Annotated in this window: 24 protein-coding genes; 16 read left to right on the top strand and 8 right to left on the bottom strand. The window is 62.8% G+C overall.

Annotated features, from left to right (window positions below):
* The first annotated feature begins 19 nt into the window (after positions 1-19).
* The 16 genes from ACV4UY_RS05080 (at position 20) to ACV4UY_RS05005 (ending at position 14,115) form a co-directional block, all read left to right on the top strand.
* Positions 20-643 (top strand): hypothetical protein, encoded by a 624-nt coding sequence (locus tag ACV4UY_RS05080; RefSeq protein ID WP_491606566.1) that lies wholly within the window; start codon positions 20-22, stop codon positions 641-643.
* The gene (locus ACV4UY_RS05075; protein WP_491606565.1) at positions 640-1,227 is read left to right on the top strand and encodes a Maf family protein; all 588 of its coding nucleotides are present in this window, start codon (positions 640-642) and stop codon (positions 1,225-1,227) included. The genes ACV4UY_RS05080 and ACV4UY_RS05075 overlap by 4 nt, the downstream gene beginning before the upstream one ends.
* Entirely contained in the window at positions 1,224-3,200 is a 1,977-nt protein-coding gene (locus tag ACV4UY_RS05070) for a sensor histidine kinase (protein ID WP_491606564.1), read from the top strand. Before ACV4UY_RS05075 ends, ACV4UY_RS05070 begins: the two co-directional genes overlap by 4 nt.
* 25 nt (positions 3,201-3,225) lie before the next feature.
* Complete coding sequence (locus ACV4UY_RS05065) at positions 3,226-4,248, top strand: DUF3369 domain-containing protein (RefSeq protein ID WP_491606563.1); 1,023 nt, start codon at positions 3,226-3,228, stop codon at positions 4,246-4,248.
* Positions 4,249-4,299: 51 nt separating this feature from the next.
* Positions 4,300-5,139 carry a sulfurtransferase gene (locus tag ACV4UY_RS05060; protein ID WP_491606562.1) on the top strand — a complete coding sequence of 280 codons (840 nt, stop codon included), beginning with the start codon at positions 4,300-4,302 and terminating at the stop codon, positions 5,137-5,139.
* 20 nt (positions 5,140-5,159) lie between these two features.
* Positions 5,160-6,611 (top strand): signal recognition particle protein, encoded by a 1,452-nt coding sequence (gene ffh, locus ACV4UY_RS05055; protein WP_491606561.1) that lies wholly within the window; start codon positions 5,160-5,162, stop codon positions 6,609-6,611.
* Between the two features lie 61 nt (positions 6,612-6,672).
* Entirely contained in the window at positions 6,673-6,795 is a 123-nt protein-coding gene (locus ACV4UY_RS05050; RefSeq protein WP_491606560.1) for a hypothetical protein, read from the top strand.
* A 147-nt stretch (positions 6,796-6,942) separates the two neighbouring features.
* Positions 6,943-8,055, top strand: coding sequence for an FtsH protease activity modulator HflK (gene hflK, locus ACV4UY_RS05045; RefSeq protein WP_491606559.1), 1,113 nt, complete (start codon positions 6,943-6,945; stop codon positions 8,053-8,055).
* Positions 8,052-8,927, top strand: a complete 876-nt coding sequence (gene hflC, locus ACV4UY_RS05040) for a protease modulator HflC (protein WP_491606558.1) — start codon at positions 8,052-8,054, stop codon at positions 8,925-8,927. Before hflK ends, hflC begins: the two co-directional genes overlap by 4 nt.
* Positions 8,928-9,042: 115 nt before the next feature.
* Positions 9,043-9,228: a DUF2065 domain-containing protein gene (locus ACV4UY_RS05035; RefSeq protein WP_491606557.1), complete on the top strand. Its 186-nt coding sequence runs from the start codon at positions 9,043-9,045 to the stop codon at positions 9,226-9,228.
* A gap of 5 nt (positions 9,229-9,233) precedes the next feature.
* Positions 9,234-9,857, top strand: coding sequence for a DUF177 domain-containing protein (locus ACV4UY_RS05030; protein WP_491606556.1), 624 nt, complete (start codon positions 9,234-9,236; stop codon positions 9,855-9,857).
* A 78-nt stretch (positions 9,858-9,935) separates the two neighbouring features.
* Positions 9,936-10,115, top strand: coding sequence for a 50S ribosomal protein L32 (gene rpmF / locus ACV4UY_RS05025; RefSeq protein WP_420905418.1), 180 nt, complete (start codon positions 9,936-9,938; stop codon positions 10,113-10,115).
* 37 nt (positions 10,116-10,152) lie between these two features.
* Entirely contained in the window at positions 10,153-11,199 is a 1,047-nt protein-coding gene (gene plsX, locus ACV4UY_RS05020; RefSeq protein ID WP_491606555.1) for a phosphate acyltransferase PlsX, read from the top strand.
* Complete coding sequence (locus ACV4UY_RS05015) at positions 11,187-12,170, top strand: beta-ketoacyl-ACP synthase III (RefSeq protein WP_491606554.1); 984 nt, start codon at positions 11,187-11,189, stop codon at positions 12,168-12,170. Before plsX ends, ACV4UY_RS05015 begins: the two co-directional genes overlap by 13 nt.
* Before the next feature lie 67 nt (positions 12,171-12,237).
* Complete coding sequence (locus ACV4UY_RS05010) at positions 12,238-13,092, top strand: formyltetrahydrofolate deformylase (protein ID WP_491606553.1); 855 nt, start codon at positions 12,238-12,240, stop codon at positions 13,090-13,092.
* Between the two features lie 33 nt (positions 13,093-13,125).
* A complete protein-coding gene (locus tag ACV4UY_RS05005; protein WP_491606552.1) occupies positions 13,126-14,115 on the top strand; it encodes a ketopantoate reductase family protein in 990 nt (329 codons plus the stop codon).
* Between the two features lie 15 nt (positions 14,116-14,130).
* Here the strand turns inward: ACV4UY_RS05005 and ACV4UY_RS05000 are convergent, their stop codons facing one another.
* The 8 genes from ACV4UY_RS05000 to ACV4UY_RS04965 all read right to left on the bottom strand — a co-directional run bounded on the left by ACV4UY_RS05000 (position 14,131) and on the right by ACV4UY_RS04965 (position 20,417).
* The gene (locus tag ACV4UY_RS05000; protein WP_491606551.1) at positions 14,131-14,274 is read right to left on the bottom strand and encodes a hypothetical protein; all 144 of its coding nucleotides are present in this window, start codon (positions 14,272-14,274) and stop codon (positions 14,131-14,133) included.
* A 345-nt stretch (positions 14,275-14,619) separates the two neighbouring features.
* On the bottom strand, positions 14,620-15,033 hold the full coding sequence (locus ACV4UY_RS04995) for a hypothetical protein (RefSeq protein WP_491606550.1): 414 nt from the start codon (positions 15,031-15,033) through the stop codon (positions 14,620-14,622).
* A 29-nt stretch (positions 15,034-15,062) separates the two neighbouring features.
* On the bottom strand, positions 15,063-15,791 hold the full coding sequence (locus ACV4UY_RS04990; RefSeq protein WP_491606549.1) for a flagellar motor protein MotB: 729 nt from the start codon (positions 15,789-15,791) through the stop codon (positions 15,063-15,065).
* 44 nt (positions 15,792-15,835) lie between these two features.
* Entirely contained in the window at positions 15,836-16,591 is a 756-nt protein-coding gene (locus tag ACV4UY_RS04985; RefSeq protein ID WP_491606548.1) for a motility protein A, read from the bottom strand.
* Positions 16,592-16,867: 276 nt separating this feature from the next.
* The gene (locus ACV4UY_RS04980) at positions 16,868-18,547 is read right to left on the bottom strand and encodes a glutamine--tRNA ligase/YqeY domain fusion protein (protein WP_491606547.1); all 1,680 of its coding nucleotides are present in this window, start codon (positions 18,545-18,547) and stop codon (positions 16,868-16,870) included.
* Between the two features lie 69 nt (positions 18,548-18,616).
* Positions 18,617-19,000 (bottom strand): hypothetical protein, encoded by a 384-nt coding sequence (locus ACV4UY_RS04975; protein WP_491606546.1) that lies wholly within the window; start codon positions 18,998-19,000, stop codon positions 18,617-18,619.
* A gap of 75 nt (positions 19,001-19,075) precedes the next feature.
* Positions 19,076-19,387, bottom strand: coding sequence for an EscU/YscU/HrcU family type III secretion system export apparatus switch protein (locus ACV4UY_RS04970; RefSeq protein WP_491606545.1), 312 nt, complete (start codon positions 19,385-19,387; stop codon positions 19,076-19,078).
* A 13-nt stretch (positions 19,388-19,400) separates the two neighbouring features.
* On the bottom strand, positions 19,401-20,417 hold the full coding sequence (locus tag ACV4UY_RS04965; RefSeq protein WP_491606544.1) for a CorA family divalent cation transporter: 1,017 nt from the start codon (positions 20,415-20,417) through the stop codon (positions 19,401-19,403).
* Positions 20,418-20,491: the final 74 nt, after the last annotated feature.

The raw sequence follows: 20,491 nt of genomic DNA, 5'->3' as shown, positions 1-20,491 counted from the left end.
AAGGTGGCGGGTGAGAGCCATGGACGAACAGGAAGTCGAAAATGTGGACGAGGAAGGAACCGCGAAACCGGGCAGGAAGAAAATCCTTCTGCTGGGGGGTGCGGTCATCGCCCTGTTGTTGCTTTTGGGCGGTGGATGGCTGTTCTACACCAAGCTCGGCGCCATCAAGGACTCCTCCGAGGCCGAACAGGCCCATCGCGAGGCCACGGAAGCCGAAAAGAAACTGCGTCTGTCCGGCCCGCTGAAGGGAGTCCCGGCGGGTATCGAAGGTCCGGAACCCCCACCGGTCACCCTGGCCAAGGATGGGGTGAGCGTCGATCAATTGGCGATCTTCATTCTGGAGAGCGGAGAGCGGCGCGTGCAGGGACGGGTTTACAACCACGGCAACCAGCCGCTGATCGCGGCACGGGTGCAGATCGAATTCCTGGGCAACGCCGGCGAGGTGCTCACCGCCCGTCCGGTCAACCCGCTGGTGATCTCCGGCGGGATCTTCGGCGATCAGTCGGAGAGCCTCCCGTCCGGCTCGGGACGCAGTTTCCTGGTCACCACCGACGATCTGCCGGCCAACTGGAACGGCAAACTCTCCGCCAAGATCATGGGCGCCCAGTTCGGACGCCCGGTGACGGAGGAAGCGCGGCGATGAGCCTGGTGGCCCCGCTCGTCCTGGCCTCGACCTCGATCTACCGCCGCCAGCTCCTCGAACGTCTCGGCGTCCCCTTCGCGGTCGCCTCCCCGGAGACCGACGAAACCCGCCTGCCCGACGAACCCCCGGAAACGCTCGTGCAACGCCTGGCTGAGGCCAAGGCCCGTGCCGTGGCCGAGCGGTTTCCGGATGCGGTGATCATCGCCTCGGATCAGGTGGCGGTGATCGATGGCCGGGTGCTCGGCAAACCCGGCTCCCCTGAAAACGCCGCCGCCCAACTGCGTCTCGCCTCGGGACGCGAGGTGGTGTTTCACAACGGTCTGGCGCTCCTTGCCCCGGTCGAGCCCCGCCTGCAACGGGCATTGATCCTGTTTCGCGTTCATTTTCGTCCGCTGCGTGACGACACCATCCAGCGTTACCTGGAACGGGACCGCCCGTTCGATTGCGCGGGCGGGTTCAAATCCGAACAGCTGGGCATCGCCCTCTTCTCCCGCATGGAAGGGGAGGATCCCACCGCCTTGATGGGGCTCCCCCTGATCGCCCTGACCGGCATGCTCGAACGCATCGGGATGCCGGTGGTGTGAAGATCTGGCGGCTTGCGCGTCTCCTGATCTGGCGGATCGGACGCCTGCGACACACGGTGCCGTTGACGGTCCAGGCACTCCTCATCACCGGTGCCGCCGGAGCCTTTTTCTGGTTCTTCCAGGATGCCCTGCACGCCCGGCGCATGGAATCGCTGGTGCAGCACCATCTGCTCGCCGAGATGCGCCGCGACGCCCAGATCGACTGGATCCGGCTGGACGAACGGTTGCGCGCCCAGGAACGGGTGGTGCGCTGGCTGGTGGAACGCGCCGAATTCTCCGAGGCCTTCGACCAGCGCGACGCAGCCGGCTGGCTGGTGGAGGAGCCCCAGGACGATCTCTCCCGAGAGCCGTCCGAAACCACCCTGGTCTGGTTTCCCGCGCGGCGCATCACCCGTGAGTTGGGGTATGAGGTCCATGCGCTGCTCACCGACGGCTCGGGACGCGCACGGGCCTTCGTGGCCGCGCGCGGCAAGGCCCAGCCCGGATTGTCCCTCCAACCCTTCATCGACGCCTGTCTGGCCCACGAAGTCAGAAGCGCGGTGCGTCACGATCAGGGGATTCCCCATTTTCTCACCTGCGCGGACCTGCGCCATGCCGATGGCCGAGCCAAGGCGCTGCTGGTGTTGATCGCTCCGCTCGACGACGACTTTCTGCAATCGTTCCACGCCGAATGGTATCAGGATGGCATTCTGGCCTTTCTCGATGAGGCCGGGGAACGGGTCATGGCGAGCAGTCGCCCGGAGCGGATTCCGGCCAGAACTCTCCTGTCGTCCCTGCACGCCGATCACCTGATCTTCGGCAAGGAGCTTGGCGCGGAAACCTATTCGGCCACCATGTTCCTGCGGTTCGTGGGGTTGCTGCCCAAGGAGCGACTCGACGCCTTGACCACCACCCTGGTCGGCGAGGGCCGGAGCGAATGGGCCGCCGGCCTGTTTCTCCTGATCGCCCTGTTCGTCGGCATCATCTATTGGCTGGGCCGGATGATGCGCTCGGTGACCCAGAAAATGGTCTCCTTTGCCCGCCAGAGGCTCAATCTGACCCTTTCCACCGCCGTGCCCGGCAACGCCCTGCAACAGTTCATCGACCAATTCGAGATCCTTACCCAGGAGATCGAGGAGGCCCGCGCCCGCGAGGCCGAGGCTTCGGAACGACTCGCCCAGAGCAATCGGGCCCTGGAGTCGTCGTTGACCATGTTGAAGCGCACCCATGCCCAACTGCTCTCCTCGGAGAAGATGGCCGCCCTCGGCGGTCTGGTGGCCGGGGTGGCCCACGAGATCAACACTCCGGTGGGAATCGGCGTCACCGCGGCCTCGTTTCTGGAAAACCGCACCCGAGAGTGCCGAAGCCGCTACGACGAAGGGAAACTGGCCCGCGCCGATCTGGAAGGATACCTTCAGGACGCCTCGGACTCCTCGGCCATGATCCTCTCCAACCTGATGCGTGCCGCCGAACTGGTGCGCGGTTTCAAGCAGGTGGCGGTGGATACCAGCAGCGAAGCGTGCCGGAGTTTCGACTTCGCCACCCTGATCCGGCAGATCCTGCAAAGCCTCCACCCCCGTCTCAAGAAAACACCCCACCAGATCGAGGTGATCTGCCCGGAAGAGTTGACCTATTTCGGGCGACCCGACGTTTTTTCCCAGATCGTGACCAATTTTGTGATAAATTCATTGCTGCATGGCTTTGCCGATGATCGGACCGGTCGGATCACGATCACCGTCGAGTCGCGTGGTGACCAGATCCTTCTGCGTTACGCGGATGATGGCCTGGGCATGGGGGAAGAGGAGCGAAAACGGATCTTCGAACCCTTCTTCACCACGGCGCGCCACAAGGGGGGGAGCGGTTTGGGGATGCACATCGTCTACAACCTGGTCAGCGGGCCCTTGGGCGGCGAAATCGAATGCCGCTCCACGCCCGGCGCGGGCGCAAGCTTCACGATCACGTTTCCAGCCAGCCGCGAACATTCCAAGGATTGATTCCCTGCTTTAAGGATGGAGTAGCATGAGCGACCTTCTTTTTGCCGATGATGCCGCCCCGCGTCCGTCGGACGGAACCGGACGCCTGCCCGAATCGAATGCCTGGAAACTGATGATCGTCGATGACGACCCGGACGTGCATGCCTTGAGCACCATGGTGCTGCGCACCTTCCGTTTCGAGGGACGGGGCCTGCGGTTTCTGCACGGCTACTCACGGGCCGATGCCGAACGTCTGATGCACGAACACCCGGATACCGCGGTGCTGCTCCTGGACGTGGTGATGGAGAGCGATCAGGCGGGACTCGAGGCGGTCCGTTTCATTCGCGAAACCTTGCGCAATCGCTTCGTGCGCATCATCCTGCGCACCGGTCAGCCGGGTCACGCGCCGGAACAACGGGTGATCCTGGATTACGACATCAACGATTACAAGGAGAAAACCGATCTCACCGATATCCGCCTGACCACGGCGGTGATCACGGCGTTGCGCTCCTACCGCGACATGATGGTGATCGAACAGAACCGCAAAGGGTTGCAAAAAATCATCCAGGCCACCGGAAGCCTGTTCGAGCCGCGCTCGATCCGCAAACTGGCCAACGGCGTGCTCACGCAACTGGTGTCGATTCTGGGCCTGGACGAAAGCGCCCTCTATGCCCAGGGGTCGGGATTCGCGGTCAACGGCGATGGCGGACGCCTGGTGCTGTATGCCGGAACCGGACGCTACACGGACCGGATCGGCGAGCCGGTCGAAGCGGTGGTCGATCCCGATACCCTGGTCTTGATCCAGCGCTCCCTGGAGAGCCGGGAGAGCCTGTTCGAGGAGGATCGCTTCGTGGGCTATTTCCAGACCCGCCAGGGGTCGGTGAACCTGCTGCATCTGCGCGGTGCCGGCCCGTTCGGGGAGTGGGACCGGGAGTTGATCCAGCTCTACTCCACCAACGTCGGGCTGGCATTCGACCATGTGTTGCTCAATCGGGAGATCTTCGGCGCCCTGGGTCGGGGCGATCCGGTGGCCATGGCGGAGATCATGGCCGATCACGGGGAGGGGTGATCCGCTTTGAGCGGGACAGGTCTGGAATTCATCGGAGGGGATGATCTTGGCATGAACGGTTTGGATTTTCGGTCCGGTTTCGTGACCGCGGATTGGTTGTTGGAGCATCTGGGGCGTACCGGGCTCCGTCTGGTGCAGGTGGGCGGAGAGAGTCACTATCCACGCCTGCACCTGCCGGGCGCGGTTCTGGTGACCTATCCGGAGTTCACCGCGCAACGGGATGGGCTGCCGGCCATGTTTCCGGAACTGGTGGATCTGGAACGGCTGTTCGGACGCCTCGGAATCGGTGTCCAAACCCCGGTGGTGGTGTATGATCTGGTGGGCGGAACCGACGCGGCACGCTTCGCCTGGACCCTGGCCCGCGCCGGACACGCGGGGTCCCGCGCGATTCTGGATGGCGGGCTGCCGGTCTGGTATCAACGCCAACTGCTGCTGGATTCGGCCATCCCCCACATCGAGGCCGAGACCTTCACGGCCCGTCCGGACGAGAGGTGGGAGGCGGATCGGGAACAGGTGCTGGCCACCATCGCCAGCCACGCGGAGGGGGTGCTGCTCGATGCCCGCTCGCGCAACGAATACCTGGGGCTCACCCTGCGCGGACCGCGTGGCCATCTGCCCGGCGCCGTGCATCTGGACTGGATCGACACCCTGATGGGACGTCAGGATCCCCGTCTGCAATCCGACGAGGCGCTGCGTGCGCTGTACGCCGCCATCGGCATCGACGATCCGACGCGCGAGGTGATCGTCTACTGCGAAACCGCCCATCGCGCCGCGCACACCTGGGCGGTGTTGCGTCATCTCGGCTGGGAGAAGGTGCGTCTCTACGACGGCTCGATCTCCGAATGGCGCCTGTACGACCTGCCGGTGGTGGCCGGCGACACGCCCCGTTAGGGGATCTTTGGAGGATAGCCATGTTCGATTCCCTCTCCGACCGCCTGGAAGCGGTCTTCAAGAAACTCAAGGGCCAGGGTTCGCTCAACGAGAAGAACATCCGCGACGCCATGCGCGAGGTGCGCATGGCCCTGCTCGAGGCGGATGTCCATCTCGACGTGGTCAAATCCTTCGTCGCCAGGGTGCGGGAGAAATCCCTCGGCCAGGAGGTGATGGGCTCCCTCACCCCCGGTCAGCAGGTGGTTCACCTGGTCCACAAGGAGCTGATCCATGTCATGGGCGGAATCAACGAACGGTTGAACCTCGCCGCCCAACCGCCGGTCGTGGTGCTGATGGTCGGACTCCAGGGGTCGGGCAAGACCACCACCACCGCCAAACTCGCCAAGCGCCTGATGGAAAAGGAGCGCCGCAAGCCGCTGCTGGCCTCCCTGGATGTCTATCGTCCCGCGGCCATGGACCAGCTCGCCACGGTGGGCAGCTCGGTCGGCGCCAAGGTGATGCCCACCTCGCCGGGCGAGGATCCGCGCGAGATCGCCAAACGGGCTTTGCAAACCGCCCGCACCGGCGGTTACGACGTGCTGCTGCTGGATACCGCCGGACGTCTGCATGTCGATGCCGAGTTGATGAACGAACTGGTGGATGTGGCCGCCCTGGTCAAACCCACCGAAACCCTGCTGGTGGTGGACTCGATGACCGGTCAGGACGCGGTCAACGTGGCGCGCAACTTCGACGAGAAGCTCTCCCTGACCGGCGTGATCCTCACCAAGACCGATGGCGATGCCCGCGGCGGCGCGGCGTTGTCGGTACGACACGTCACCGGCAAGCCGATCAAGTTCCTGGGCACCGGCGAAACCATGGAAGGTCTGGAACCGTTCCATCCGGACCGGGTTGCCTCGCGTATCCTCGGCATGGGCGATATCCTCTCCCTGGTCGAAAACGTGATGGAGAAGGTCGATCTCAAGGAGACCTCGAAATTACAGGAGAAACTCCTCTCCTCGACCTTCTCCCTGGAAGATTTCCTGGCCCAGATGCGCCAGATCAAGAAGATGGGCCCTCTGGAGGAGATCATGGGCATGATCCCAGGGGTGAAACAGGCGATGAAAGGGCGCGACATGGCGGTGAACGAAAAGCACCTGCGTCGCGTGGAGGCGATCATCCTCTCCATGACCCCCACCGAACGGCGCAAGCATCAGATCATCAACGCCTCGCGCAAGAAGCGCATCGCCATGGGTTCCGGCACCACGGTCCAGGAGGTGAATCAACTGTTGAAACAATTCATCCAGACCCAGACCCTGATGAAACGGTTCGGAAAACTCGGCGGCAAGGGGTTCATGCGCGGCTTTCCCGGACTGGGGGGCGGGGGCGGCCTCCCCGGACTGGGGGGCGGGGGCGGTCTCCCCGGACTGGGGGGCGGGGGCGGTTTTCCGGGCGCGGGGCTGTTCGGTGGCAACAAACCACCAGGCATGCCCTGAACAATCGGGGAACCTCCAGAGTCCCTGATGCCGCCGCGATGCCATGGACATTCGGATCCAGATGGAAAACGCGCTCCTGCGTCCCATCCTGCTCAAGGCCATGGAGAATGCCGGACGGCACGGGAGGAAAACCGATCGGGCGCTGGATGCCGGAGCGCTTGCCGAGGTGCTCGGCGACACCTGAACGGATTTGGTTCGGAAGATCGCGGCCAACGCTTTACTTGCCCGGATCTTTGTGGGAAAATGTACGGTTTATCCAGTCATCCGCCCGATGGCGTTTGACGCGGATCGCTGATTGACGTTCATACCTTGAACGAGGAGTGTGCAAACCATGGCGTGGAACGATGGTGGTGGCAATCCGGGTCCCTGGGGGCCGAGCGGTGGCGTGCCCCCGCAACCACCCGATATCGATCAGATTTTCCAGCTTCTGCGCGAGCGTTTCCAGGGTGGAAATCCGCTCGCGCGGGCCTGGCCGATCGTGCTCGCATTGGCGCTGCTCGTCTGGATGGCCACCGGCATCTACGTGGTCGGACCGGACGAAAACGGTGTGGTGTTGCGTTTCGGGCGGCATGTGGAGACCACCGGTCCCGGTCCCCATTGGCGTCTTCCCTACCCGATCGCCACGGTGCTCACCCCGAAGGTGACCAAGGTGGAGCGGATCGAGATCGGTTACCGGACCCGTTCACGGGGCGACACCCGTTCGGGTGGCGACGAGGTGGATGTTCCCGCCGAGTCCCTGATGCTCACCGGCGATGAGAACATCATCGACATCGACATGAGCGTCCAGTACCGTATCAAGGATGGGGGCGCGGCCAACAATCTGTTCAATCTGCGCAACCCCTCGACCGATCGCCACAAGGTGGTGCGCGACGCGGCGGAATCGGCGATCCGGCAGGTGATCGGTCGCAACGAAATCGACAGCGCCCTGACCGCCGGCAAGGAGAAGATCCAGTCCGATGCCAAGCTGACCATGCAGAAAATCCTGGACAGCTACAACAGCGGCATCACCATCGTCACGGTGCAGCTCCAGAAAGTTTCGCCGCCGCCCGAGGTGGTGCACGCCTTCAAGGACGTGGCCAGCGCGCGGGAGGACCGCGAACGGGCGATCAACGAGGCCCAGGGGTATGCCAACGACATCCTGCCCAAGGCCAAGGGCGAGGCGGCCAAGCAAATCCAGGAGGCCGAGGCCTATCGCGCCGCCAAGGTGACCCGTGCCCAGGGCGACATACACCGTTTTCTGGCGATTCTCAAGGAGTACGAGAAGGCGCGTGACATCACCGAAACCCGCCTTTATCTGGAGGCCATGGAGGAGGTGTTGAGCGGCGTGAACAAGGTGATCGTCGAGCCGCGGGCCGGACACAATCTGCTGCCTTACATGCCGATTCCGGCGCCAGGTGGCGTTCGGGGCGGCGCCGCGCCGGCCAAGGGGGAGGCGACGCCATGAACAAGAATCTTTCCCTGGGGCTCTCCCTGGTGGGGGTGGCGATTCTGGTGCTGGTCACCCAGTCGGTCTACACCGTGGCGCAGTGGCGTCAGGCGCTGGTGGTGCAGCTGGGCAAGCCGGTGGAGCCGGCCATCACCGAGCCGGGGCTCCATTTCAAGTTCCCGTTTCTGCAAGAGGTCCACTTCTTCGATCGCCGCCTGTTGGAGTTCGATCAGGAGCCGCAGGAGATCCTGTCGGCGGACAAGAAAAACCTCAAGGTGGACAGCTATTCGCGCTGGCGCATCGTCGATCCGTTGAAGTTCTTCCAGACCGTGCGCGACGAGAACGGTGCCGCCGACCGGCTCAACGACATCATCTACTCCAACATCCGCGAGGTGTTGGGGCAGTTCACCATGATGGAGATCGTCTCGGCCTCCCGTTCGGATCTGACCCAGCGCATCCGCGAGCAGACCAACGTCCAGGCCAACAAGTACGGCATCGAAATCATCGACGTGCGCATCAAACGGACCGATCTGCCCGCGGAGAACTCCAAGGCGGTGTTCCGGCGCATGCAGACCGAACGTGAACGCCAGGCCAAGCAGTACCGGGCCCAGGGCGAGGAGGAGGCGGTCAAGATTCGCTCCAAGGCGGTGCGCGAACGGGAGGTGCTGCTCGCCGAGGCCTACAAGTCGGCCCAGGAGATCCGGGGCGAGGGGGACGCCGAGGCCACCAAGGTCTATGCCGAGGCCTATCAGGCCGATCCGCGTTTCTACCAGTTCACCCGGACCCTGGAGGCCTATGCCAAGTCCATGGGCAAGGATTCGACCACCGTGGTGCTGGAACCTTCGGGTTTCTTCCGCTATCTGCAAGGGTTGACGCCGCCGGGTCGCTGATTCGCGTGGGGCTCTCGTGACGGGTATGAAACCGGTGCATGCATGGGGAACGCGGGCGACACGCGGGAGGGGCATGAAACGTGATCGGTGATGCCGGCAGTCGGATCGAGGTGGCATGAAGGATTTCTTGAGTATCCTGGGCATGGTGCTGATCGTGGAAGGGGTGCCCTATTTCCTGGCTCCCGAGCGGATGCGGCGTTGGGTACTGGCGATCGCCGAACTGCCGGAAGGGATGTTGCGACGTACCGGATTCCTGCTCATGGCAGTGGGGTTGTGGTTGGTCTATCTGGCACGCGGGTGACGACGATGGCACCTCTCGGCATGGACGAAGATCGGGACGACGACGCTTTCCAGCCGCGCTGGGAGTTGCTGGGCGACACACCCCGCGCCCTGGGGAGTGTCACCCTGGATCTGAACCACCTGCTGCATCGCGCCCAGCCCTGGAAGGCCAACGGCGTGTTTGGCCAGGAGGATTTCACCGAACTGGCCGAGGCCGGCGCTCTGGAAGGCCGGGCCGAGCTGCTGCTCGAGGCCAGACCGGTGCGTCAGGAAGGACGGTGGATCGCGCGGGTACGGGGATTCTGTCGCGCCACGCTGCGTTTGACCTGCGTGCGCTGCCTGGTTGACTTTTCCGCGCCCCTGGAGGCGGAAATCGATGCCGCCTTCGCGGTCGGAAGCGACCCGGCGGTCAAAAACAAAAGCTGGCGCTTCGAGGAGGATGTCGAATATCTGCCGGATGGTGTGCTCACGCTCTCCCATCTGGTCGAAGAGGAGTTGTTGCTTACCCTGCCCATGAACCCGGTCTGCGTCTCCGGGTGTGCTGGACTGTGTGCGGGGTGTGGGGCGGATCTCAATCGCGCTCCGTGTACCTGCCGTGAAAGCGAGCCGCAAGGCCCGTTCGCGGCGTTGAAATCGTTGCGATCCACCTGATTCGCGCCTCCCTGGGACGCGGGAAGACGAAAATCGCATGAACACGTTGGTTTGATCTTAAAAGCAAGGAGAACACCCATGGCCGTACCCAAAAAGAAAGTTTCCTCCGCGCGTGGCGGCATGCGTCGCGCCCACAGTGCCCTGACCGCCCCGGCGTTGTCGCTCTGCCCGAACTGCCAGGAGCCGCGCCCCCCACACAAGGTGTGCCCCCACTGCGGGTGGTACAAGGGTCGCGAGGTGGTGGCAGTCAAGGAGTAAGGGGCGTACCCCGCCTCCGCGCAAGGGACGACCGATCGTGACCATTCGCATCGCGCTGGATGCCATGGGGGGCGACAAGGCTCCAGCAGCCCCCATCGAGGGGGCTGTCCTGGCCTTGGGACAGCACCCCGGATGCGCCTTCACCCTGGTGGGACAGCCTGAGGTGATCGCCACCGAACTCGCGCGCATCGGCGCGGATCCGGGACGGTTCGTCATCCATCCGGCCAGCGAGGTGGTCGGCATGGCGGACAAACCCTCCGTGGCCCTGCGCACCAAAAAGGACTCCTCGATGCGGGTGGGCGCCAATCTGGTCAAGAGCGGCGCGGCGGATGCCTTCGTCTCCTCGGGCAACACCGGGGCACTCATGGCCACGGCCCGCTATGTCCTCAAGACCCTCCCCGGCGTCGATCGACCGGCCATCATGGCGGTCATGCCCTCAATCACCGGTCAAACCCTGATGCTCGATGTCGGGGCCAATGTCGATTGCTCGGCGGATCATCTCTGTCAGTTCGCCCTGATGGGCAAGGTCTATGCGTCGGCGGTGATGGGACTGAAAAAACCGCGCATCGGTCTTCTCAACATCGGCGAGGAGGAGATCAAGGGCAACGAGGTGGTCAAGGAGGCCGGCGAACGGCTCAAGGCCGATGGCGGCGATGGCTACATCGGCAATGTCGAGGCCTCGGAAATCTTCGCCGGTGGGGTGGACGTGGTGGTGTGCGACGGCTTCGTCGGCAACGTCACCTTGAAAACCATCGAGGGGATGGCGCGCATGTTGACCCATTTCCTCAAAGAGTCGTTCGGTGCTTCGGTCTGGACCAAACTCGGCTATCTGGCCGCCCGTCCCGCCATGACCAGTTTCCGTTCACGGGTCGATCCGCGCAAATACAACGGCGCGATCCTGCTGGGACTCAACGGCATCGTGGTCAAGAGTCACGGCGGGGCGGATCCGTATGCCTTCAGCCGGGCCATCGGCGTGGCCGTGGATCTGGCCGCCAATCGTGTCAACGAAAAGATTCGCCGCGACATCGCGGCCCATGCCGGCGTTTCCGCCGGAAACGGGGGAGAGCAGGCATGTCCAGGTTGAGGGCGCGCATCATCGGCACCGGTTCCCATCTCCCGGAAAAACGGCTCACCAACCACGATCTGGCCCGGATGGTCGATACCTCCGACGAATGGATCTTTTCACGCACCGGGATCCGCGAACGACGCATCGCCGCCGAAGGGGAGTACACCTCGGATCTGGCCGCGCAGGCGGGTCGCAACGCCATCCAGGCCGCCGGCATCGACGCCGCCACCATCGATCTGATCCTCGTCGCCACCACCACCCCGGATCTGGTCTTCCCCTCCACCGCCTCGATCGTTCAGCACAAACTGGGACTCTCCCACACCCGCATGCCGGCCTTCGACGTGCAGGCGGTGTGCGCCGGGTTCATGCACGCCCTCTCCGTGGCCGATCAGTTCATTCGCGCCGGCAGCTGCTGGCGGGTGCTGGTGATCGGCGCCGAGACCGCCTCGCGCATCCTCGACTGGAACGATCGCGGCACCTGCATCCTGTTCGGCGATGGCGCGGGCGCCGTGCTGCTCGAGGCGGAACTGGATGGCGAACGCGGACTGCTCTCCACCCATCTGCATGCCGACGGCTCGCAGATCGACCTGTTGCTCACCGACGGCGGGATCTCCCGCGGTCCGGCGCCGGGCGGCGGCATGGGGGTGATCCGCATGCAGGGCAACGAGGTGTTCAAGCAGGCGGTCAAGGCCATGGAGTCCTGCGTGGACGAGACCCTGTCCGCCAACCAGATCTCCAAGGAGCAGGTGGATTGGCTGGTGCCCCATCAGGCCAACATCCGCATCATCCAGAGCACGGCCAAACGGTTGGGCATGCCGATGGAACGGGTGGCGGTGACCGTGGACCGGCATGGCAACACCTCGGCGGCGAGCGTGCCCCTGGCCCTCGACGAGGTGGTGCGGGACGGCAGGATCCAGGCCGGTCAACGGGTGATGATGGTGGCTTTTGGCGGCGGCTTCACCTGGGGATCGGCGCTGGTGCGCTGGTGAGGATCAACCCGGGAGGGGTTGGCAGGTTGATTCGGCCTGGTTGTTCGACATCGGTTGGACGTTTCCCATGACCAAACCATCCTCGGAAATCATCTTTCTCGGCCACTGTCCGGACCGTGTGGGTCTGGATGCGCGCATCACCGGCTTTTTCGCCGACGAACTTTTCAACATCCTCGACCTCTCCCAGCACTCGGAACGGGGACGCTTTTTCATCCGTATCGAGGGGAGCGAAGAGGGCTCGCCCCAGTCCATTCAGACCTGGACCGAAAAGTTCTTTCCGATCGCCCGCGAACTGGACATGGCCTATTCGTTCCACGATCCGCTGGAACGGTTGCGGGTGGTGATGTTCTGTTCCAAGACCCTGCCCTGCCCGCTGGAGGTGCTCTCCCGCTGGTTGAGCGGCGAAATGCGCATCGATCTGCGCGCGGTGGTGAGCAACCATCTGGCGATCGAACCGATCATTCGCAAGCTCGATCTCCCCTTTTATCACACCCCGACCACCGGCGACGCGAGCCTGTTCGAGCCGATGCAGATCCGCATCATCGAGCAGCACAGCCCGGACCTGATCGTGCTGGCCCGTTACATGAAAATCCTCTCGCCCCATTTCCTGGGCGAGGTGCGCACGCCAATCATCAACATCCACCACTCCTTCCTCCCCTCGTTCATCGGCAACGACCCGTATGAACAGGCTTACCGGCGCGGGGTGAAGCTGATCGGCGCCACGGCCCATTTCGTCACCTGTGATCTGGACGAGGGACCGATCATCCATCAGGATGTGGTGCGAATCGGTCATCAGTTCTCGGTGACCGACATGAAGCAGGTGGGCGCGGACATCGAAAAGCAGGTACTCGCCTCGGCCTTGCGCAAGTTCACGGAACGCAAGATCATTCAGTGGCAGGGCCGGACGGTGGTGTTTCACTAGAGACGACCAATCCCCACCCACGCAGGAGGGTCCATGATCCCCCACTCCCCGATGCAAACCGCCACGCTCGACGCCCCTTTGTCCCCACCCACGCCTACGGTGCTGGTGATCGGCGCCGGTGCGGTTGGCGGCTTCTACGGCGCTGCCCTGGCGCGCGCGGGGGCGCATGTCACCACCCTGCACCGCTCCGATTACGAACAGGTGCGCCAGCACGGCATGCGCATCGACGGGCTGGATCGTCAGGAGATCTTCCATCCCCATCGGGTGATCGACCGGCTCGAGGCCCTGCCCGACCCGCCCGATTTTCTGCTGGTGAGCCTCAAGGCCCTGCCCGACCCGCCGGTGGCCGAGATCATCCGTCCGGCGGTTGGCGATCGAACCGCCATCATCCTGCTGCAAAACGGCCTCGACATCGAGGAACCGGTCCAAACCGCCTTTCCGGAACACGAAATCATCGCCGGTCTGGCCTTCGTCTGCCTGCAAAAGATCGCGCCGGGCCATATCCGCCATCTCTGTCACGGCAAGATCACCCTGGGGCGCCACCCCTCCGGCATCTCGCCCAAGGTGCGACAACTGGCGGAATTGTTCACCGCCGCCGGCCTCCCCTGTCAGATCACCGACACCCCGGCACGGGCACGCTGGATCAAGCTGGTCTGGAACGCCGCCTTCAACCCGACTTCGGTGCTGGCCGGGGATCGGACCACCGAGGAGATTCTGCGTCTGCCCGAGGGGGAGAAGCTGGTACGCGACATCATGCGTGAGGTGATCGAGATCGCCGCGGCCCACGGTCACGACCTGCCGGAAGGGTTGATCGAGGCCCATCTGGAGGCCACGCGCTCGATTCCCCCCTATCATACCAGCATGGCGCTCGACCACCTGGCGGGTCGAGCCATGGAGATCGACGCGATCCTGGGCGCAGCGGTACGCGCCGCCCGTCGCGTCGGTCGTTCCGCGCCGCTTCTGGAGGGGCTGTGGGCCCTGATGAGACTTCTGGAAGGAGAGGGTATCGAAAAATCCGGATGAATCAGAGGAAACGCGCTACCCGTGGCGGATCCAGGAGACCAGGATCAGCACCTGCACCACGGTCATCAGAATCAGACCGTAAGCCCCACCCACGTACAGGGCATTGAGGATTTTGACGGTGACATTCGAGCCCTCGACCACGTTCTGCTCGCTGCTCATCTCCAGCTTGACTCCTCATGTTTGGCGTGCGGGGTGACAAACGGACCCAAATGGGGGGAAGATGCCCCCAACGCCACCCGACCATGGACCACGATTTCGGACGTTCCCCGGGACGGGTGGGATCGGTTCCGGTTCGCGATCCGGAGCCACCCCAAACCCCGAATCACGAACCGTTGCCTGCTTGACGCATGCTCCACCATCAAGCAAAAAGCAAACCAGATTTCCAAAAAAATCAGGCCGGTTTCCCGCGCCAAATCCAAAAACGAAAACAGGGTCCGACCGGAATCGAACCCTGTTTTCAGATGATCTGGCCTGCCCGTGACGGCTGTCTGGCGAGGCGACGGATCAGTTTTTCAGATGCATCAGGAAGGTGGCGATGGAGTTGCCAGCCGGCAGCACCGCCATGGAGAAGAGGGTCACCACCACGACCAGGAGAAGCGCCACGCTCAGATGATCGTCCTTGCGCCGCAGCCGCATGCCGTTGAGGATCAACCCCCCGATGGCCACCAGGGCGGTCAACCACAGAAAGAACCAGCTCAAGGTCAGCAGGTCGCGATTCCAGTTTCTGGCGACCCCCATGTTCATGATCCGGTGAAAGAACGACTCATCCGCCGGCTTGGCGTTCTGGGCGAAATACATGCCCATGGACCAGAACAGGAAGCTCACCCACTTGCACCAGAGCAAGGGGTTGCCAGCCGGATTGAGGAGTGTTTTGCGCCGCTCCTTGCGGCGGACCACCACTTCTTCCTGAGCAGCCATGGTCAAGTCCCCTCCAAATCAAGCAAGAATCATTGGTCGGCAGGCACGGACGAGTCACCCTCGCCCCGAGCCTCGGAAGTCCGCATGACGCCGATCTCCACCACGAATTCGTGGGGATCGTGGCGCGCGCCTGGCACTTCACCCGGCTTGCGAGCCGGAGAGACCACGCGTACGCGGCGTGGGTCGATGCCACCCTCGCCGATCAGGAACTCGGCGATCGCCTGAGCCTCGACCACGCCGGCGGCCCAGGGGTTGAGGAGTCCGGCCAGATGCGGCGGTGGTGACGGATCCGGCAGACCGGTCACCTGGATCTCGTTGCGCAGGCTTTGCAACATGGTGGCGATCTGACTCAATTTTAGCTTACTTTCCGGATGAATTTCCAGCGTTTTCGGTTTGAACAGCGTTTTCTTGGAGAGTTTCAGAAAGATGCCGGATTCGGTCTCCTTAAGCTCCGCCTCGCCGTTGTCCACCAGGTTGTTCACCATCAGATCCAACTTCTCGATCAACTGCACCAGCTTGATCTCCTGTTGAAAATCCACGCTCACGAGGGAATCGCCACCCACGGGATTGACCTGTTCCGAGCGGTTCAGGCCAAAGGCATTCTTCATGGTTCCCTGCAACTTCTTGAACTTCGTGGCGTTCACCGTGGACATCGAGAACAGAATCACGAAAAGACAGAGCAGCAGCGTGGCCATGTCCGCCCAGGAGATGAACCAAAGCGGGGTTCCCTTTTTACAGGTTGGACATTTCTTTGCCATTCTCGGGCATCCTTAATCTGGTGCTGGATCCACGCCTCGATTGATCAGGCGGTCAGTTCGCGATGCTTGCGCGACAGGGCCGAGATCAGGGACTTTTCCAGGATACGCGGGTTGACGCCCCGTTGAATCCCCTGCACGCCATCCATGACCAGTTCGTAGATGACCGATTCGTGGGTGCTGTAGTGATGCAGTTTGATGCCGAAGGGGATCACGATGATGTTGGCGACGATGGCGCCGTACATGGTGGCCAGGAGCGCGGTGGCCATCGAGGGGCCGATCGCATCCGGGTTGGAAAGGTTGGAGAGCAGTTCCACCATGCCGATGAGCGTACCCACCATACCCATGGCCGGTCCGGCCTCACCCATGCTTTCGAACATCACCACCCCGACGTGGTGGCGGACCTGCATGTACTCCATCTCCTTGGTGAGGATCTCGCGCAGGTAGGCCGGATCCACGCCATCGACGCAGAAGGTGATGGCGGTTTTCAGGACCGGGTGATGGATCTGCACCTTCTCCAGGGCCAGGATACCCTCCTTGCGGGCGATGTTGGAGCAGTTGATGATCTGCTCGATGATCTCCTTCGGATGCTCCTTGGGAATCTTGAACAGCTTGGAGAGGATCGCCATGGTGTTCATGATGTCCTCGATGTTGAATTTCACGAAGGTACTGGCGATCAGACCACCGACCACGACGATGAAGGCGTGCATGCTCCAGAACAGGCCCAGGTTGTGCCCCATCAGACCGAAGACGATCAGTGTGGCCAGAACCAGGCCGATGACGGTAGAGATATCCAGTTTCATTGTGTGTACCCCAGAGCTGGTCAAAATGCCAAAATCCTGACGAACCGAACCGGAATCCGTCGCAGAACGGAGCCAGTCGCCCGGAAAATCGGCGCATGTCATCCACTATCGACACGCGATCGATGGCCAAGCAGTAGCAATACTGCAACAAACAGACCAAACAGGGTGACACCAGGATGAAAATCAGGGGGCGATGCGGGAGGAGTTTGGAAGGGGAAAAGGGACCATGAAGCCTCAACCGGAAGCTCCACGGTCCCCATCAGGTCACAACCAGACTTACAGTTTCTGCTCGATCTTCGCCCACCCATCCCGCAACCCGACCGCCCGGTTGAAGACCGGATGGGTGGGGGTGGAGTCCGGATCCCGGTGGAAGTAACCGAGCCGTTCGAACTGATACGGCAACGGCTGCCCGCCCTCGGCCAGAGCCGGTTCGAAGCGACAGCCATCCAGCACCTCGATCGATTCCGGACTGACATGCTCGACGATATCCCCCTTGAGGGCATCGGGTTCGGGGACCGAAAAGAGCGGATTGTACAGCCGCGCCTCTCCCGCCACGGAGCGGGTCGCAGAGACCCAGTGAATCACGCCAGCCACCTTGCGACCCACCGGATTGGCGTTCAGGGTGGCCGGATCGTGATCGCAACGCAACTCGACGATGCGACCGGTGGCCGGATCCTTCACCACCTCGCGACAGCGGATCACATAGGCATTGCGCAGGCGCACCTCGCCGCCGCTCACCAGCCGCTTGAACTGCTTGGGCGCGCTCTCGCGGAAATCATCCTCTTCGATGAAGATTTCGCGGGTGAAATGGATGGTGCGCCGGCCCATGGCCTCGTTCTGGGGGTGATTCGGCGCGACGATCGACGCCTCGTACCCTTCGGGCAACGAATCGATCACCACCTTCAAAGGCCGCAACACCGCCATGGTACGCGGCGCACGCGCATCCAGATCGCTTCTCAGACAGGTTTCGAGCAGGGTGTGCTCGACCCGGTTCGGGGACTTGGAGATGCCGATCAGACGACAGAACTCACGGATCGACTCCGGCGTGTAGCCGCGCCGACGCAGACCGGAGATGGTCGGCATGCGCGGATCGTCCCAGCCCGAGACCACCTTGGATTGCACCAGGGCGTTGAGTTTGCGCTTGCTCATCACCGTGTACTCGAGCGACAGGCGGGAGAACTCGATCTGACGCGGACGGCACGGGATATCCAGTTGATCGAGGATCCAGTCGTAGAGCGGACGGTGATCCTCGAACTCCAGGGTGCAGAGCGAATGGGTGACGCACTCCAGGGCATCGGAGATGCCGTGCGCGTAATCGTAGGTGGGATAGATCAGCCAGTCGTCACCGGTGCGATGGTGCGAGACGCGCCGGATGCGATACAAGGCTGGATCGCGCATGTTGATGTTCGGGGAGGCCATGTCGATCCTGGCGCGCAACACCCGCGACCCATCCGGGAACTCCCCGGCCCGCATGCGTCGGAACAAATCGAGATTCTCGGCCACGCTCCGCTCCCGATACGGGCTGTTGCGTCCCGGTTCGGTCAGCGTGCCACGATAGTCGCGCATCTCGTCGGCGGTCAGATCGCACACATACGCCACCCCCTTTTCGATCAACTCTTCGGCGAAACGGTAGAGTTCCCCGAAATAGTCCGACGCATAGTATTTGCGATCCTCCCAGTCAAACCCCAACCAGCGCACATCCTCCTGGATCGAATCGACATACTCCACATCCTCCTTGGCCGGATTGGTGTCGTCGAAACGCAGGTTGCACCGGCCACCCGGATTCTCCGCAGCCACGCCAAAGTTCAGACAGATCGACTTGGCATGGCCGATGTGCAGATAACCGTTGGGTTCGGGTGGAAAACGGGTCTGCAGGCGACCCTCGTTGATGCCGTGGGCCAGATCGTGGGCGATGATGTCGCGAATGAAATCCGCGGAGGGGGTGATGTCGTTCATGAGCGTTTTTATGAATCGTGTTCCGAAATGGTGTTGTGGGAAGTCCGGGGTGGGAAATATTAATGAATCCTACTCCGATCCCGCGTCCACGGCAACCGACGGCGACAAGCTCTCCTGCCTTTCCGCGATCTGACGGATGCGTTCACGAATATCGTTCAGGGTGACGTCCAGGGATTGCAACAGGTCGTTCTGATTGGCGTAGATGCGGGCGCTCTCCTCTTCCTGCTCCTCGATGCGGCGCAACAGCTCCCCCTGACGGGTAGCCAACCCCTCGATCAGCTGACTCGGCCAGGCCGCGGCGAAACGGTCCAACTGCTCGCGGGTGGCGCGCTCGAGTTCGTCCATGCGGCGCAGCAGCTTGGCCTGACGCTGATAGAGATGATCGATGCGCGCATGCACCTCGCCGGCGAGCAGATCACAATCCGTGGGGTCACACTTTTTTTCCCTGGCCATGTTTCGCCTCCAACCCGCCCTGCCCCGCCGGCCCCTTTCACCCGGCCAAACGCAGCCACCTTAACATAAGGACACTCAGTGAGGAAAGTTCTTGTTCAACCGATAGACATACGCCAACACCTCGGCCACGGCCTTGTAGAGATCGGGCGGGATCACGTCCCCCACCGGCACCTTGCCCAACAGGTTCACCAGATCCGGATCCTCCATCAGGGTGACACCCGCCTCGCGGGCCTTTTTCAGGATGGTCTCGGCGACCAGTCCCCGGCCCGAGGCGGTGACGCGCGGCGCGGCATCCCTGGCGCGCTGATAGCGCAACGCCACCGCCCGACGCTGATGCACCGGCAACTCCGAGTCATTCTCCTCCTCCTTGACCTTGGCCGCGCACATCGCATCCTCCCGGTCACAACCATCCAAGCCGTTTGAAAATCCACACCTCGATCAGACCGATGACCATCAGCAACACCCCCTCCATCACGAACCCCTGCTGGCTCGGGAACCAGGTACTGTCGGCATTGAGGAACAATCCGCTGACATTGCTCCCGAACCAGCCCACCACGAACGAGAGTGGCATGAAGAAGGCCGACATCATGGTGAGTTTGAACAGCAGGTCGTTCAACCCCTCGCTGATGGCGTTGGCCACCGAATCCTGGATGATCCCGGCGGTATCGCGGATCTCGTCGAGATCCTCGAGCTGGCGGGTGGACTCGTTGACCACCTCGGCCAGACGCGACCTGAGCGATTCATCCACCCAGGGGAGTTCATCGGCCAGAAGACGGGCGATTGCCTCCCTCTGCGGGGCCAGATAGCGACGCATGGCCACGGCGGCCACGCGCAGATCCCCGAGCCGCTGGCGGATCCGGGGTCCATTCCGACGGGTCTCGTAGGGTTCGTGTTCGGTCAGGGTGTAGGTTTCCAGCTCTTCGAGCTGATCGTCCATGCGCTCCAGGGTCGAGCCGATGCGCGTGGTGAGCTGTTCCAGAAACGCCAGCAGCAGCTCACCCGGCGACCGGGGACCGGTTCCATACTCCATGGTCCGGCGGATCTCGTCGATGAAGGCGATCGGACGTCCGCGCAGGCTGACGATGCCGATGTCATCCACCCACATGCGCAAGGCCACCATGTCGTGGTAGTCGTGGCCGCGGTTTTCGTTGACACTGCGCAGCATCAGGACCGCGCCATCCTGAAAGCGGGTGTAACGGGGTCGGGTTTCGTGAGCCAGGAGCGCCTTGACCGCGCATTCGTCGATGGCCGAGCGCCCCTTGATCCAGTCGATGGCCAGCTCGGAGCGATGGTGGAGATGCAACCAGAAATGGCCGAGGGAGAAGATGTTGGTTGACCCCACCTCGTTCCAGGCAAGCCCCCGTCCCGCGTTCTGGGCATCGAAGCGCCAGGCGTGAATCAATGGATCGGTGGACATTGGCCTGAGACTCCTTGAATCTTCCTGCGACCAAGCACCCCGCCTGACGGCTGAACCGACTGGAGGCTTGGACC

It is taken from the genome of Candidatus Magnetaquiglobus sp. (assembly GCF_058402785.1).
Note: the sequence above shows the minus strand (reverse complement) of the source record. Positions and strands in the feature narration are given on the sequence as shown.